This window comes from Streptomyces sp. T39 (genome assembly GCF_008042045.1).
GTDB lineage: Bacteria > Actinomycetota > Actinomycetes > Streptomycetales > Streptomycetaceae > Streptomyces.
The window spans coordinates 3472972-3486418 of the sequence record NZ_RDBP01000012.1 but is presented as its reverse complement, the minus strand read 5'-3'; the positions used below and the strand labels follow the sequence as shown (position 1 = coordinate 3486418).

The following is a 13447-nucleotide window of genomic DNA, read 5'->3' as shown; positions in this document are numbered from 1 at the left end:
GGCGGGAGAAACCGTTCGCCCGCCGTACCGGCCGCTGCGTAGGCTCCCGGCTATGACTCTGGTCGCCATTCTCAGCGGCGCCGGTGTGTCCACGGACTCCGGCATCCCCGACTACCGCGGCCCTCAGGGGCTGTGGCGGCAGGACCCCGAGGCCGAGAAGCTCGTCACCTACGACTACTACATGGCGGACCCGGACATCCGGCGCCGGTCCTGGATCATGCGCCGTGACGCCGCGGGCCTGCACGCCGAGCCCAATGCCGCGCATCGTGCCGTCGCCGCGCTCGACCGCCGGCCGGGCGTCGCCGTCCGCGTCATCACCCAGAACGTGGACGGGCTCCACCAGCTCGGCGGCATGCCCGGACGCAAGGTGCTCGAACTGCACGGGACCGCCCGCGCGGTGACCTGCACGCGCTGCCACGCCCGCTCGCCGATGGACGAGGCGCTGGCCCGCGTCGAGGCGGGCGAGGACGACCCGGCCTGCCTGGTGTGCGGCGGCATCCTGAAGTCGGCGACGGTGATGTTCGGGGAGCGGCTCGACCCGGTGGTGCTCGGCGAGGCGATGGCCGTCGCCAAGGCCTGCGAGGTGTTCGTGGCCGTCGGCACGACGCTCCAGGTGCAGCCGGCGGCCTCGCTGGCGGGGATCGCCGCCGAGCACGGTGCGCGTCTGATCGTGGTGAACGCCGAGCCCACGCCGTACGACGGGCTCGCCGACGAGGTGGTGCGGGAGCCGATCGGCAGCTCGCTGCCGCCCCTGCTGGAACGGCTGGCCCGGGAGGCCCGGGCCGCGTAGGCGGGCGGGCGGCGGTCAGAAGAGGGTCTCCTCCGGGGTCCCGCTCTCGAAGGCCAGCAGGCTCTGCTTGCGGCCGAGGCCGCCGCCGTATCCCACGAGGGAGCCGGACGAACCGATCACCCGGTGGCACGGGACGATGATGCCGATCGGGTTCCTGCCGTTGGCGAGACCGACGGCGCGTGAGGCGTTCTCGTTGCCGAGGATCCCGGCGAGTTCCCCGTAGGTGCGGGTCTGCCCGTACGGGATGCGGCACAGCTGCTCCCACACCCGTCGCTGGAACGGTGTGCCGTCGAAGCGCATCGGCAGGTCGAAGTCGGTCAGCTCGCGCGCGAAGTAGGCCTCCAGCTGCCGGGCGGCCTCCGTGAAGGGGGACGCGTCCCGCTCGCCGAAGGTCTCCTCGGCGGGGCGGTGGCGCTGCCCGGCCATGTAGAGGCCGCTGAGGACCCCGTCGGTGGCGACGAGGGTGAGCGGCCCGTAGGGGCTGTCGACCACGGTGTGACGCCGGGTCGCGGGTGCTGTCCTCACAGGTGCTGTCCTCACAGGTGCTGTCCTCACAGGTGCTGTCCTCACAGGTGCTGTCCTCACAGGTGCTGTCCTCACAGGTGCTGTCCCCATAGGTGCTGTCCTCACAGGTGCTCCGGTCTCGTGGTTCCGTGGGATGCCCTCACGCGGGCAGGTGGTTGATCGGGTGGTCGTCGGCGGCCCAGAGGTACTGGACGGCATAGGCCCGCCAGGGCCGCCAGGCGGCGGCGCGGGCGGTGAGCGCGCCCGGTGTGGCGGGCAGCTCCAGGGCCGCCGCGGCCCGCCGGATGCCGAGGTCGGTGGCGAGGAAGGCGTCCGGGTCGCCGAGGGCCCGCATCGCGATCACCTCGACGGTCCAGGGGCCGAAGCCGGGCATGGCGCCGAGCAGGGCGCGGGCCCGGTCCCAGTCGCTGCCCGGGTCGAGGGCGAGCGCGCCGCCGGCGAGCGCGCCGATCAATCCGGTGAGGGTCGCCCGGCGGCTCCGGGGCAGCGCCAGGGTCTCCGGGTCGAGCGCGGCCAGCGCGTCGGGGGTGGGGAACAGATGGGTGAGCCCGCCCTCGGCGTCCTCCACCGGCACGCCGTGCGCGGTCACGAGCCGGGCCGCGTGGGTGCGGGCGGCCGCGGTGGACACCTGCTGGCCCAGCACGGCGCGGACGGCGAACTCGGCGGCGTCGACGGTCCGGGGGACGCGGCGGCCCGGCGCCTTGCCCACCAGCGGGGCGAGGCCCGGGTCCGCGCGCAGCCGGTCGTCGACGGCCTCGGGGTCGGCGTCGAGGTCGAGCAGCCGGCGGCAGCGGCTGATGGCGATCGTGAGGTCGCGCGGATCGGTCAGCGAGAGCCGGCACGCGATGTGGCCGGGCCGCGGGGCGAGAGCGGCGATGCCGTGCCCGTACGGGAGGGCGAGGGTGCGCCGGTAGGTGCCGTCGCGCCACTCCTCGACGCCGGGGACGCCGGTCGCCGCGAGGTGCCCGAAGAGGTTGCCCGGTTCCAGCGGGGCCCGGTACGGCAGTCGCAGCGAGATCGCTCCGGGGGCGGGCGAGGGTGTCGTGCGCGCTCCGGTCGCGCGGGTGCGCAGTTCGCCCGGGGCGAGGGCGAACACCTCGCGCACCGTGTCGTTGAACGTGCGCACGGACGAGAACCCGGCAGCGAACGCGACATCCGCCATGGGGAGCGTCGTGGTCTCGATGAGCAGCCGCGCCGTCTGCGCCCGCTGGGCCCGGGCGAGGGCGAGGGGCCCCGCGCCGAGTTCGGCGAGCAGCTGCCGTTCGATCTGGCGGGTCGAGTAGCCGAGACGCGCGGCGAGCCCGGGGACGCCCTCCCGGTCCACGACCCCGTCACCGATGAGGCGCATGGCCCGTGCGACGAGGTCGGCACGGACGTTCCACGCGGGCGACCCGGGGCTGCTGTCGGGGCGGCAGCGCTTGCAGGCGCGGAAGCCGGCCTGCTGGCACGCGGCGGCGCTCGGGTAGAAGGTCATGTTCTCGACCTTCGGCGGAACGACGGGGCAGCTCGGCCGGCAGTAGATGCGGGTGGTCAGCACGGCGGTGAAGAACCATCCGTCGAAGCGGGCGTCCTTGGACCGGACGGCCCGCACGCAGCGCTCGGTGTCGGTGTGCATGGGTCAAGGATGGGCCACCCGGCGTCACCACCGCTGGCGAGAATCCGACATGACCGCCGCCCTGCCTGCGGGTGCCATCCCTTCAGGCGGGGGCGGGGGCGGGTCAGTCGAGATGGGCGGCGAAGGCCGCGTACGCCGCTTCGTCGAGGAGGACGAAGCGCGCCTCCGTGACGGAGGTGTCCGCCGCCCGGACCGTGGCGAGCGCGATGCGTGCGGCGTCGTCGACGGGCCAGCCGTAGATCCCGGCGGAGATCGCGGGGAACGCGACCGTCCGCGCGCCGAGTTCGTCGGCGACGCGCAGCGCTTCGCGGTAGCAGGAGGCGAGCAGCGCCGAGCGGTCCTCCTCACGGGAGTGGACGGGGCCGACGGTGTGGATCACGTGGTCCGCGTGGAGCCGGCCCGCGGTGGTGGCGACGGCCTGCCCGGTCGCCAGGCCCTTGCCGTAGTGGGAGGCGCGCAGGGCGCGGCAGGCGGCGAGGATCTCCGGGCCGCCTCTGCGGTGGATGGCGCCGTCGACCCCACCGCCGCCCAGCAGCGAGGAGTTGGCCGCGTTGACGATCGCGTCGGCGTGCTGGTCGGTGATGTCATCGCGGACCAGGGTGACGGCCGGGCCGGTCATGACGCCACCGCCGCCGTGGGCCGGGTCGCGCGCAGGGCGCGCCAGACCGCCTTCGCCGCGTGGTGGCCCGACATGCCGTGCACGCCGGGGCCGGGCGGGGTCGCCGACGAGCAGATGAAGACCGCGGGGTGGGCCGTCGCGTAGGGCACCCGGGCGAGACGGGGGCGGATGACGGTCTGGAGGCCGGCGAAGGCGCCGCAGGCGATGTCGCCGGCGACGTAGTTGGCGTTGCGCGCGGCGAGTTGGGGCGGTCCGGCGACGGCGCGCGCGAGGACGAGGTCGCGGAAGCCGGGCGCGAACCGCTCCAGCTGCCGTTCGACGACCTCCGTCGCGTCGCCCTCCCAGCCCGCCGGCACGTGCCCGTACGCCCACAGGACGTGCTTGCCCTCGGGGGCCCTGCCGGGGTCGACGATGCTCGGCTGGGCGGTGATCAGGAACGGGACGCTCGGCTCGCGGCCCTCGGTGGCCGCCCGCAGCGCCGCGTCGATCTCGCCCGCCGTCGGTCCGATGTGCACGGTGCCTGCCGTCCGCGCCTGCGGGGACGTCCAGGGCACCGGCCCCGACAGCGCGTAGTCGATCTTGAAGGCGGCGGCTCCGTAGCGGTAGCGCCAGTAGGCGTTGCCGAGCCCGGCGATCCGGGCGAGCGCGGTGGGCGAGGTGTCGAAGACGTACGCGCGGGCGGGCGGGAGTTCGTCCAGCCGCTTGACCTCGGTCCCGGTGTGGATGACCCCGCCGAGCTCGCGCACGTAGGAGGCGAGGGCGTCGGAGATCGCCTGGGAGCCGCCGCGGGGCACGGGCCAGCCGACCTCGTGCGCGGCGAGGGCGAACATCAGGGCGATCCCGCCGGTGGCGACACCGCTGGTCGGCGCGATGGCGTGGGCGGCGAGCCCGGCGAGCAGGGCCCTGCCCTTGTCCCCCTCGAAGCGGCGGCCCAGCCAGGCGGCGGGCCGGATCGCGTCCAGGCCGAAGCGGGCGAAGCGCAGCGGATCGCGGGGCAGACCGTCCCAGGGGGTGCGCAGGAAGTCCGCGGCGATGGTGTCCCAGTGGCCCAGGTAGGGCGCGAGCAGCCGCCGGTAGGCGCCCGCGTCGGCCGCGCCGAGGGAGGCCGCGCTCTCGGCGACGGACCGGCTGAGCACGGCGGCCGTGCCGTCCGGGAAGGGGTGGGCGAGCGGCAGTTCGGGGTGCAGCCAGGTGAGACCGTGGCGCTCCAGCGGCATCCGCCCGAAGGCGGGCGACCCGATGCCGAGCGGATGGACGGCGGAACAGGGGTCGTGGCGGAAGCCGGGAAGCGTCAGTTCCTCGGTCCTGGCGCCCCCGCCCACGGTGTCCAGGGCTTCGAACACGGCGACCGAGAAGCCGCGGCGGGCCAGTTCGGCGGCGGCCGTCAGCCCGTTGGGCCCCGCTCCCACGACGACGGCATCGAGCATCGACGGCACCTTCGGACTCCTTTGTCAGCCGACGGCCATGAGCACCCAGGATATTCGGAGGCACCGACCGGCCGGGGCCGGGTACCGTCCGGCGCGATGGACGAGATGACCACGATGACGGAATCGATGTCACGGCGGCTGCTTTCCGTGCCCGGCGTGCGGGCGGTCGCCCTCGGCGGGAGCCGGGCGCGCGGCAGCCACCGCCCGGATTCCGACTGGGACCTCGGCGTGTACTACCGCGGCGCCGTGGACACCGGGGCGCTGGCCCGCCTCGCCGCCGACGTCACCGGCGAGGAGGTCGAGATCGCCGGGCCGGGCGGCTGGGGTCCCTGGGTCGACGGGGGCGCCTGGCTGAGGGTGGACGGCGTGCCCGTCGACTGGATCCTGCGGGACCTGGACCGGGTCCGGCGTGTGTGGTCCGACTGCCGCGACGGGCGGTACGAGGTCGGGGTGCAGGCCGGTCATCCGCTGGGCTTCTGGTCCCCCGCCTATCCGGGCGAGGTGGCGCTGTGCCGTGTACTCGCCGACCCCGACGGGGAGTTGGGCGAGCTGCGGGAGGAGACCCGGCACTATCCGGAGCCGCTGCGCGAGGCGCTGGTCCGGGCGTCGTGGGAGGCGGAGTTCTCCGTCGCGGCGGCGCGCAAGTCGGTGGGCGCCGGGGACACGCTGCACGTGTCGCTGTGCCTGTCACGGGCGTTCGGCGTGCTGGCCCAGTCGCTGCACGCCTGGCACCGGGTGTGGTGCCTGAACGAGAAGGGCGCGCTGTCGGCCGCGGCCGACCTGCCGCACGCGCCCCGGGACCTGACGGCCCGTGTGGCGGCCATCCTCACCTCGCTGGACGCGCCGGCGGTGGACGCCGCCGACGCGCTCGTGCGCGAGACCCGCGCCCTTGTGACCTGACCGCCCGCGCGCACCGCACGAGCCCCGTGCGCACCGGGTTGCGCGCGGCGGGCACGCGGGCACGCGGTGCCGCACGCCTGCGGCGCGGCCGCACACGCGCCGGACGGGGCGGGGCGCCGCCCCCCGCGGCCGGCGGCAGCGGGGCCCGGGCCCACGGCCCCGCCCGGGTGCCGTCAGCCCAGGAGCGCGAGGAGTCCGCGGGCCGTCGCCTCGTCGCGCGCCGCGGTGAACGGCAGGACGTTGTCCCCGGCCACGCCGAACGGCTTCCCTGCGACGGTGAGCTGGCAGCCGCCCGCCTCCGTGACCAGCAGCAGCCCCGCCGCGTGGTCCCAGGCGTACTCCCAGCTGAACACCGTCGCGTCCAGCTCGCCGCGGGCGACCCGGAGGTACTCGAGGCCGGCCGAACCGCACGGCTCGGCCTGCACGCCCGGCACGGAGAGGCCGAGCAGCAGCCGCTTCTCCTCGGGGGACGAGTAGTCGGGGTGGGAGATGGCCACGCGCAGGACGGCCCCGGGCTCGGGGGCCCCGGCGGACAGCGGCTGCCCGTTCACCAGGGCGCCCCCGCCGCGGACGGCGAAGGCGATGTCGTCCGGCACCGGTACGTACGTCCAGGAGGCGAGGACCTCGCCGCGGTGGGCGAGGGCGACCAGGGTACAGAAGCCGGGGTCCCCCTCGACGAACTGGCGGGTGCCGTCGACCGGGTCGACGATCCACACCGGGGTGTCGCCGCGCAGCGCGTCGTAGACCGCCGGGTCGGCGTGCACCGATTCCTCGCCGACCACCACGGAGCCCGGCAGCAGAGCGGTCAGGGAAGCGGTCAGGTGCTCCTCAGCCAGCCGGTCGGCGGCGGTGACGAGGTCGTGGGGCCCGCGCTTCTGGTCGATCTCGTGGTCGGCCAGCCGGCGGAACCGGGGTGTGATCTCGGTGGCGACCGCCTTGCGTATCGCCTCCTCGACGTCGGACAGGTCACCGGTGAGGAAGTCATCGATCATGCCCCCAGCCAATCACGTGCCGCCGACATCCCGGGAGGCGGTCAGCGCCCCACCGCGTAACCCTGCATTCCCCTCGGGTTCGCCGCCGCCGACAGCACCCCGGTCCGCGGGTCGCGGGCGACCGCGCACAGCCGCCCCTCGGACCAGGCGCCGCCGACGGTGACGTCGTGGCCGCGCCGCCGCAGGTCGGCGACGGTCTCCGGGGCCGTGCGGGACTCGACGGTGAGGCTTCCCGGGCGCATCCCCCGCGGATGGAAGGAGCCCGGGAAGGACTCGTTGTGCCAGTTCGGGGCGTCGACGGCGCCCTGGAGGTCCCAGCCGCCGCGGACGTGCGGCAGCTGCTCCAGGGCGAGCAGGAAGTGCAACTGCCACTGGTCCTGCTGGTCGCCGCCGGGGGTGCCGAAGGCGAGCACCGGCTCGCCGTCGCGGAGCGCGATCGAGGGGGTGAGGGTGGTGCGGGGGCGGCGCCACCCGCGGGGACACCTGCCACGTCGACGTCGTCGACCGCTGGGGCAACATGGTCGCCGCCACGCCGAGCGGCGGCTGGCTCCAGTCCAACCCGGTCGTCCCCGAGCTGGGCTTCCCGCTGGGCACCCGGCTCCAGCCAGGTCATCTGGAGCCGGGTGCCCAGCGGGAAGCCCAGCTCGGGGACGACCGGGTTGGACTGGAGCCAGCCGCCGCTCGGCGTGGCGGCGACCATGTTGCCCCAGCGGTCGACGACGTCGACGTGGCAGGTGTCCCCGCGGGTGGCGCCGTCGCGGGACACGGTCGGCTCGCCGGCGCCGGGGACGCCGGCGGTGTCGCCGAGGACCGTGTACGCGTGCGGGCTGAGCCGGGGCGGGCGGCCGCCGGGCGAGCCGGGCCGCAGTTCGTAGGAGGCCTTCTCGCCGATCAGGGCTCTGCGGGCGGCGTTGTACGGCTCGGACAGCAGCTCGTCGAGCGGCACCGGGGCGGCGTCCCCGTACCAGGCCTCCCGGTCGGCCATCGCCAGCTTGCAGCCCTCCACGAGCAGGTGGACGTACTCGCCCGAGCCGTGGGCGGGCAGGTCCGGCGGCAGGAGGGCCAGCTGCTGGAGCAGGACCGGCCCCTGGCTCCAGGGGCCCGCCTTGCACACGGTCCAGCCGCGCCACTCGTGGCGCACGGGTGCCTCGTACCCGGCCGACCAGGCGGCCAGGTCGGCGGCGGCGAGGGTGCCGGTGTGGCGCTCGCCGCTGGTGTCCAGGGTGGGGCGGGCGGCCTGGCGGACAAGGGCGTCGGCGACGAAGCCGGTGCGCCACACCTCGCGTGCGGCGTCGATCCGGCCCTCCCGGTCCGTGGCAGCGGCCTCGGCCTCGGCGACCAGGCGGCGCCAGGTGGCGGCGAGGGCGGGGTTGCGGAACAGCTCGCCGGGGCGCGGGGACCTGCCGCCGGGCAGGTACACGTCGGCCGAGGAGGTCCATTCGGTCTCGAAGAGGCGGCGGACGCTCTCCACGGTCTCGCCGACGCGCTCGACCGGGGCGTGGCCGTGCTCGGCGTAGCCGATCGCGTGACCCAGCGCGTCGGCGAGGGACAGGGTCCCCCAGTCGCGCAGCAGCAGCATCCAGGCGTCGAACGCGCCGGGGACGGCGGCGGCCAGCGGGCCGGTGCCCGGCACGACGTCGAGCCCGAGCCCCCGGTAGTGCGCGGGGCTCGCGCCGCGGGGCGCGACCCCCTGCCCGCACAGCACCCGCACCTCGCCGCCCGCGGGGGCGAGGAGCACCGGCACCTCGCCCGCCGGGCCGCACAGGTGCGGTTCGACGACATGGAGCACGAACCCGGCGGCGACGGCCGCGTCGTAGGCGTTGCCGCCGCGCTCCAGGACGGCCATGGCCGACTGCGAGGCGATCCAGTGCGTGGAGGACACCATGCCGAAGGTGCCCTGGAGCGTGGGACGGGTGGTGAACGGCATCCGGGGCGACCTCGCTCCTCGCGTGCGCCGGTCCGCCGGGAACCGGCCCTCCGAGGGGGCCGGCGTCCCGGCCGGAATCCGCGCGTGCCTCGCCGGCCCGCGGCGGCCGGGCCGGTCAGGTGCCCCAGGCTACGGAATTTCCGCTTCCCGTCCAGTGCGCCGTCTCCTCGCCCGATGCGGGGGGGGCGCCCCTGATCACGCTCTCCTCCCGTGCCCCGAAGGGGAGTTGCCGCTGCCCACGCCCTCTCTCGCCGCCATGACAGGGAGTTGCAGCTGCCCACTCCTTCCTCCCGTGCCCGCACGGGCTGTTGCCGCGCCCGCGCCCCCCTGCCGGGCACGGGGCGTCACCGGGCACGGACGTCACCCGGCACGGACGTCGCCCGGCCCCGGGTGCCGGTGCGACGGCACCCGGGGCGGGAGGGGCGGGCGGGCGTTCGGAGGCCCTCCTCAGGCCAGGTCCTCCCTCTTCGTGACGCACAGCGCCCAGATGATGAAGCCGGAGATCGCGATCATGACGATCGACCACACCGGGTAGTACGGCAGGGAGAGGAAGTTGGCGAGGATCACGAACCCGGCGATGACGACGCCGGCGATGCGCGCCCAGAACGACGCCGAGAAGAGGCCGGCGCCGACGAGCACGGCGGCGATCCCCAGGAACAGATGGACCCAGCCCCAGCCGGAGAGGTCGAACTGGAAGATGTACTCGGGCGTGGTGACGAAGACCTCGTCCTCGGCGATCGCCATGATGCCGCGGAAGATGTCGAGCACCCCGACGAGCACGAGCATCACGGCGCCGAAGACCGTGAGGCCGGACGCCCAGTCCTGTTTGGCCGAGTGCGCGTGGGGGGTGTGTGCCGTGGTCATGGTGCCTGCCTTTCTGCCCTGTGGTCAGCCACGGGTGGCACCGGTGCCGGTGCCCGTGGCCTTGGACGCGGTCGTCGGGGTCTGGCCGCCGAGGACCAGTTCCTTGGCCCGGCGGAACTCCTCCTCGGAGATGTCGCCCCGGTTGCGGATCTCCGCCAGCCGGGCGAGTTCGTCGACGCTGCTGCCGGCGGCCTTGCCGCCCGCCGTCTCGCGGACGTAGTCGTCGAAGGCCTTCTGCCGGGCGCTGACGTGGGCGGCCTCCCGGGCACCCATGCCCTTGCCGCGGGCGATGACGTAGACGAAGACTCCGAGGAAGGGCAGCACGACCACGAAGATCAGCCAGCCCGTCTTGCCCCAGCCGCTCAGCCCGTCGTCGCGGAAGATGTCGCCGATGATCCGGATGAGCAGGATGAACCACATGATCCACAGGAAGAACCAGAGCATGGTCCAGAACATGCTCAGCAGGGGGAAGTCGTAGGCGAGATTGGTGCTCATCGTGCTCCTCCGTTCCGGCGGGGAGCCGGACGTCCGGCGCCTCCTGTCCTCAGCGTGCGCACGCCAGACGGCGCGGGCCTCACCCGGGAGGGGTGAGGCCCGCGCCTGCCGGACGCCGGTGTGGTCACGGGCCCGCCCGGTGCGGTGCGCCGGCCGGGGACGGGCCGCGGGCGGCCGCCAGCACCGCCAGCAGCGCGAGGACGGCCAGCACGAGGCAGAGGACCAGGGCGACGGCACCGACGGTCGGGTGGTTCCACAGCAGCAGCGCCAGCACGCCGGCCGCGACGACGACGCCGCCGGTCCACGACCGGTGGGCGTGCAGCCAGCGTCCGGTCGGGCCGGTGCGCATCCCGCCGCGCTCCAGGGCGCGTCCGGCGGCTGTGGTGGAGCGTGCCGCCAGTGTCCGCACCGCGCGGGCGGCCCGGCCCGGCCCGTGGAGGTAGGCGGCGAGGGCCGTGATCACGGCGACGACCAGCAGGGTGCGGGTGCTGTCCCGCAGGAAGCGGACGAAGGTGTCGTAGATCGCCGCCGCGGCGTCCGCCGGCAGCGTCGAGGCGGGTACGGCGTCCAGGTAGACGCGACGCACGACGGCCAGCGCGATCAGCAGGACCACCATCGCCAGACCGGTGCCGACGGCCGTGACGAGCAGCATCGTGCGGTGGGCCGGAGCGGTCCACACGGCGAGGGCCGCGAGCGCGACGGCGAGCACGGGCAGCCAGGTGCCGACGACGTCGAGAACGCGCAGGACGGACTGTGCCTCGGAGAGCTTGTCGGCCTCGAAGAGGGTGATCTGCCGGTCGGGGGCCGGTATGGCGTCGGCCTTCTCGAAACCGGCGTCGACCAGCCGCTCCTTGACCTCGTCGATCACGGTCCCGAGGTCGAGGGCCACCGTGTCGCCCTGGGTGCGCAGGGCGCCGCCGTCGCTGCCGGTCAGCATGCCGACGACGGCCGCGTGGGCCCGGCGGTTGGCCGCCTCCCACGCCTGGTCGAAGACGTCGCCGGTGACGACGCGGTCCACGACGCCGTGCACCACGTCGGTCAGGGCGGCGGTCAGCGGGCCGGCGAGCGCCTGCGACCGGTCGACGACGGCCGGGGGCGCCCCCGCGTCGGCGAGTGCCCTGCTCAGCGACGCGGTCACCGCCTCGACGTCCACGTTGTCCACGACGCGGTCGGTCAGGCGGTCGGTGACGACGTCCTGCACCGCCGGGTCCGCGGCGAGCGGCGCGACGGTCTGCACGTAGCGGTCGGTGTCGGAGACCGAGCTGTCCACCCAGGCGGCCACGACCGCGAGCGGCGCCAGCAGCAGGGCGACGACGAGCAGGAGGGACGCGCCGGTCCAGCGAGCCCTGCGGTGGCGCACGGCGGCGGCACGGCGGAGCCTGCGGTACTCGGTGTGCTCCTCCGGCGTGAGCGGGATCCGGTCCGGACCGCCGCCGTCCGGGACGGCGGGCTCGGGGTGCTGGTGCGGGAGCATGGCGTCTCCTCGGTCGTTCCCGCCCACGGGGTGGGCGGCCGGCCCCCGGTCGGGGCCGGCATCCCCCGGTTCGCGTCTCGCGCCGCTCCCCGGCGGCGCACTGTGCCGGTCGGGTGGCCGGCGTCACCCGGCGGAGCGGGCGGCCGCCGTGTCCGCCCGGCGCGCCGCCGCACGCCAGGCGAGGGCCAGGCCCAGCTCCACCAGACCGAGGAGCACGAGCCACAGGCCCAGCAGCCGGATCAGGAAGAGCGCCGACTCGGCGGGCAGGACGAGGACGACGACTCCGGCGACGATGCCGAGCGCGCCGGCGCCGACGACGAAACCGCGGTGGGGCAGCTGCCGCGCGGCAAGGGCCGTGTAGAGGGTGAGCATGCCGGTGGCCAGCCAGACCAGTCCGACGATCAGCGAGAGCGCGGTGACGGTCTGCAGGGGGTGCCGCAGGCAGAGCACCCCGGCCAGTACGTACAGCACGGCCACCAGCAGCCCCGGCGTCCGCTGGCCGCGTTCCTGGGCGAAGGCGGCGACGAAGCGGAATACGCCGGCCACCAGCAGGTAGAGACCGGTCACGACACCGAGGACGTGCACGGTGCCGTCCGGCCAGGCCAGGATCATGACTCCCGGTATCAGCGAGACCAGGGCCGAGCCCAGCAGCCAGGTCCACGACGCGCCGACCCTGCCCAGCAGCTCGCCGGGCGGGGCGGCTCCGGCCGTCGCGCCGGCCCCGGTCCCACGGCCGGCCGGCTGCTCCGGCTCACGCGGTACGGTCATGGCTCCTCCTCGCGCGCTGTCGCCCGGGTCCCGGCGGGACGGTACGGGGACCACCCGCATCGAGCGTGCCGCGGCCGTGCGGGTGGCGGATCACCCCCGGGGGGTGACCCCGGTCCCGCGCCAGGGGCGGGGCCTCACTCCGGCAGCCGGCGCATCTCGGCGAGACGCAGCCCCAGCGCCTGGAAGCGGGCGAGCAGCCCGTAGACCTGGGCCTCGTCGAGGACCTGCCCGTAGAGGACCGTCTGCCCGGCCATGACGACGTGCTCCAGTTCCGGAAAGCCCTTGGCGAGGGTCTCCGAGATGTCGCCGTCGATGCGGAACTCGTAGCGCATGGGCCGTTCCCTCTCCCCCGGCCCTCCCGCCGGGCCGGCAGTGTGCACATCCCGATCGTCCGCCGCCGGTCCGGCCGCGGCCTCACCCCGCGCAGGTGACCCGGCACGGGGCCGTGCGCCGGGACGCGGGCGCGCGGTCATGGTCTCCCCGGCGCGCCCGCGCCCTTCACGGACCGCGTGGCCGGGAGATTGCCGGTGACCAGCAGGCTCGCCAGGGTGATGCCGCCCGCCGCCAGGATGCCCGCGCGGAGTCCGTCGAGCTGCGCGGACGCGTACGAGTCGGCGAGGGCCTCGACCTCGGCCGGCGGCAGGCCGGCCCGCTCGGCCGCGGCCCGCACCTCGTCGGTGGGAACGAAGGCGATCCCGGCCTCCAGCGCGATGCCGGTCTCCTGCCGGGCCGCGTCCGAGATCCGCGGATCGTCCTCGACACGGGTGGCGAAGGCGGTGGCCAGGGCGCCGATGAGCAGGGAGCCGATGAAGGCCGTGCCGAGCGAGGAGCCCAGGTTCTGCGCGGTGAACTGCAGCCCTCCCACCTCGCTCCGCTCGGCGTCGCCGGCACCCGACTGCACCACGTCGCCGAGCTGCGAGGCGAGCAGCCCCATCCCGGCGCCGAGCAGGGCCATGGCGCCGAGGAAGGAGCCGTCGTCGATCACCGGGTCGATGGTGGCCAGCAGCCACACCACGGATGCGAGGGCCAGCAGCCACACCACGGATGCGAG

General features: G+C 75.2%; 13 protein-coding genes and 3 pseudogenes. 3 read left to right on the top strand and 13 right to left on the bottom strand.

Annotation, left to right across the window (positions count from 1 at the left end; all coding sequences use genetic code 11):
• Nucleotides 1-52: 52 nt before the first annotated feature.
• Nucleotides 53-790, top strand: coding sequence for an SIR2 family NAD-dependent protein deacylase (locus EAO77_RS16820; protein WP_147988765.1), 738 nt, complete (start codon nucleotides 53-55; stop codon nucleotides 788-790).
• 15 nt (nucleotides 791-805) lie between these two features.
• Here the strand turns inward: EAO77_RS16820 and EAO77_RS16815 are convergent, their stop codons facing one another.
• The gene (locus EAO77_RS16815; protein WP_261993937.1) at nucleotides 806-1315 is read right to left on the bottom strand and encodes a methylated-DNA--[protein]-cysteine S-methyltransferase; all 510 of its coding nucleotides are present in this window, start codon (nucleotides 1313-1315) and stop codon (nucleotides 806-808) included.
• Nucleotides 1316-1346: 31 nt separating this feature from the next.
• On the opposite strand from EAO77_RS16815, the pseudogene EAO77_RS41355 reads away from it, so the two are divergent.
• Nucleotides 1347-1418 (top strand): annotated as a pseudogene (locus EAO77_RS41355) (hypothetical protein); the annotation flags it as partial.
• A gap of 36 nt (nucleotides 1419-1454) precedes the next feature.
• Here EAO77_RS41355 and EAO77_RS16810 read toward each other — a convergent pair.
• From EAO77_RS16810 to EAO77_RS16800, 3 genes are all read right to left on the bottom strand, one after another.
• Nucleotides 1455-2930: an AlkA N-terminal domain-containing protein gene (locus tag EAO77_RS16810; RefSeq protein WP_147988763.1), complete on the bottom strand. Its 1476-nt coding sequence runs from the start codon at nucleotides 2928-2930 to the stop codon at nucleotides 1455-1457.
• A 103-nt stretch (nucleotides 2931-3033) separates the two neighbouring features.
• The gene (locus tag EAO77_RS16805) at nucleotides 3034-3549 is read right to left on the bottom strand and encodes an O-acetyl-ADP-ribose deacetylase (RefSeq protein ID WP_147988762.1); all 516 of its coding nucleotides are present in this window, start codon (nucleotides 3547-3549) and stop codon (nucleotides 3034-3036) included.
• A complete protein-coding gene (locus tag EAO77_RS16800) occupies nucleotides 3546-4985 on the bottom strand; it encodes a phytoene desaturase family protein (protein ID WP_147988761.1) in 1440 nt (479 codons plus the stop codon). The genes EAO77_RS16805 and EAO77_RS16800 overlap by 4 nt, the downstream gene beginning before the upstream one ends.
• 96 nt (nucleotides 4986-5081) lie before the next feature.
• Between EAO77_RS16800 and EAO77_RS16795 the strand changes: the two genes are divergently transcribed.
• Nucleotides 5082-5876, top strand: a complete 795-nt coding sequence (locus EAO77_RS16795) for a nucleotidyltransferase domain-containing protein (protein WP_410088559.1) — start codon at nucleotides 5082-5084, stop codon at nucleotides 5874-5876.
• A 173-nt stretch (nucleotides 5877-6049) separates the two neighbouring features.
• Here EAO77_RS16795 and EAO77_RS16790 read toward each other — a convergent pair whose 3' ends face one another.
• The 9 genes and pseudogenes from EAO77_RS16790 to EAO77_RS16750 all read right to left on the bottom strand — a co-directional run.
• Entirely contained in the window at nucleotides 6050-6868 is an 819-nt protein-coding gene (locus EAO77_RS16790) for an inositol monophosphatase family protein (protein WP_147988759.1), read from the bottom strand.
• A gap of 41 nt (nucleotides 6869-6909) precedes the next feature.
• Nucleotides 6910-7281: a gamma-glutamyltransferase gene (locus tag EAO77_RS40060; protein WP_410088557.1), complete on the bottom strand. Its 372-nt coding sequence runs from the start codon at nucleotides 7279-7281 to the stop codon at nucleotides 6910-6912.
• Between the two features lie 230 nt (nucleotides 7282-7511).
• Nucleotides 7512-8714, bottom strand: a pseudogene (locus tag EAO77_RS16780) (gamma-glutamyltransferase); the annotation flags it as partial.
• 528 nt (nucleotides 8715-9242) lie between these two features.
• Nucleotides 9243-9659 (bottom strand): hypothetical protein, encoded by a 417-nt coding sequence (locus EAO77_RS16775; protein WP_147988758.1) that lies wholly within the window; start codon nucleotides 9657-9659, stop codon nucleotides 9243-9245.
• A 24-nt stretch (nucleotides 9660-9683) separates the two neighbouring features.
• Nucleotides 9684-10154: an SHOCT domain-containing protein gene (locus EAO77_RS16770; protein ID WP_147988757.1), complete on the bottom strand. Its 471-nt coding sequence runs from the start codon at nucleotides 10152-10154 to the stop codon at nucleotides 9684-9686.
• 124 nt (nucleotides 10155-10278) lie between these two features.
• On the bottom strand, nucleotides 10279-11628 hold the full coding sequence (locus EAO77_RS16765) for a hypothetical protein (protein ID WP_147988756.1): 1350 nt from the start codon (nucleotides 11626-11628) through the stop codon (nucleotides 10279-10281).
• A 123-nt stretch (nucleotides 11629-11751) separates the two neighbouring features.
• The gene (locus EAO77_RS16760; protein ID WP_147988755.1) at nucleotides 11752-12396 is read right to left on the bottom strand and encodes an HdeD family acid-resistance protein; all 645 of its coding nucleotides are present in this window, start codon (nucleotides 12394-12396) and stop codon (nucleotides 11752-11754) included.
• Nucleotides 12397-12530: 134 nt separating this feature from the next.
• Nucleotides 12531-12728, bottom strand: a complete 198-nt coding sequence (locus EAO77_RS16755; protein ID WP_147988754.1) for a hypothetical protein — start codon at nucleotides 12726-12728, stop codon at nucleotides 12531-12533.
• Nucleotides 12729-12865: 137 nt separating this feature from the next.
• A pseudogene (locus EAO77_RS16750) lies at nucleotides 12866-13447 on the bottom strand (MFS transporter); the annotation flags it as partial.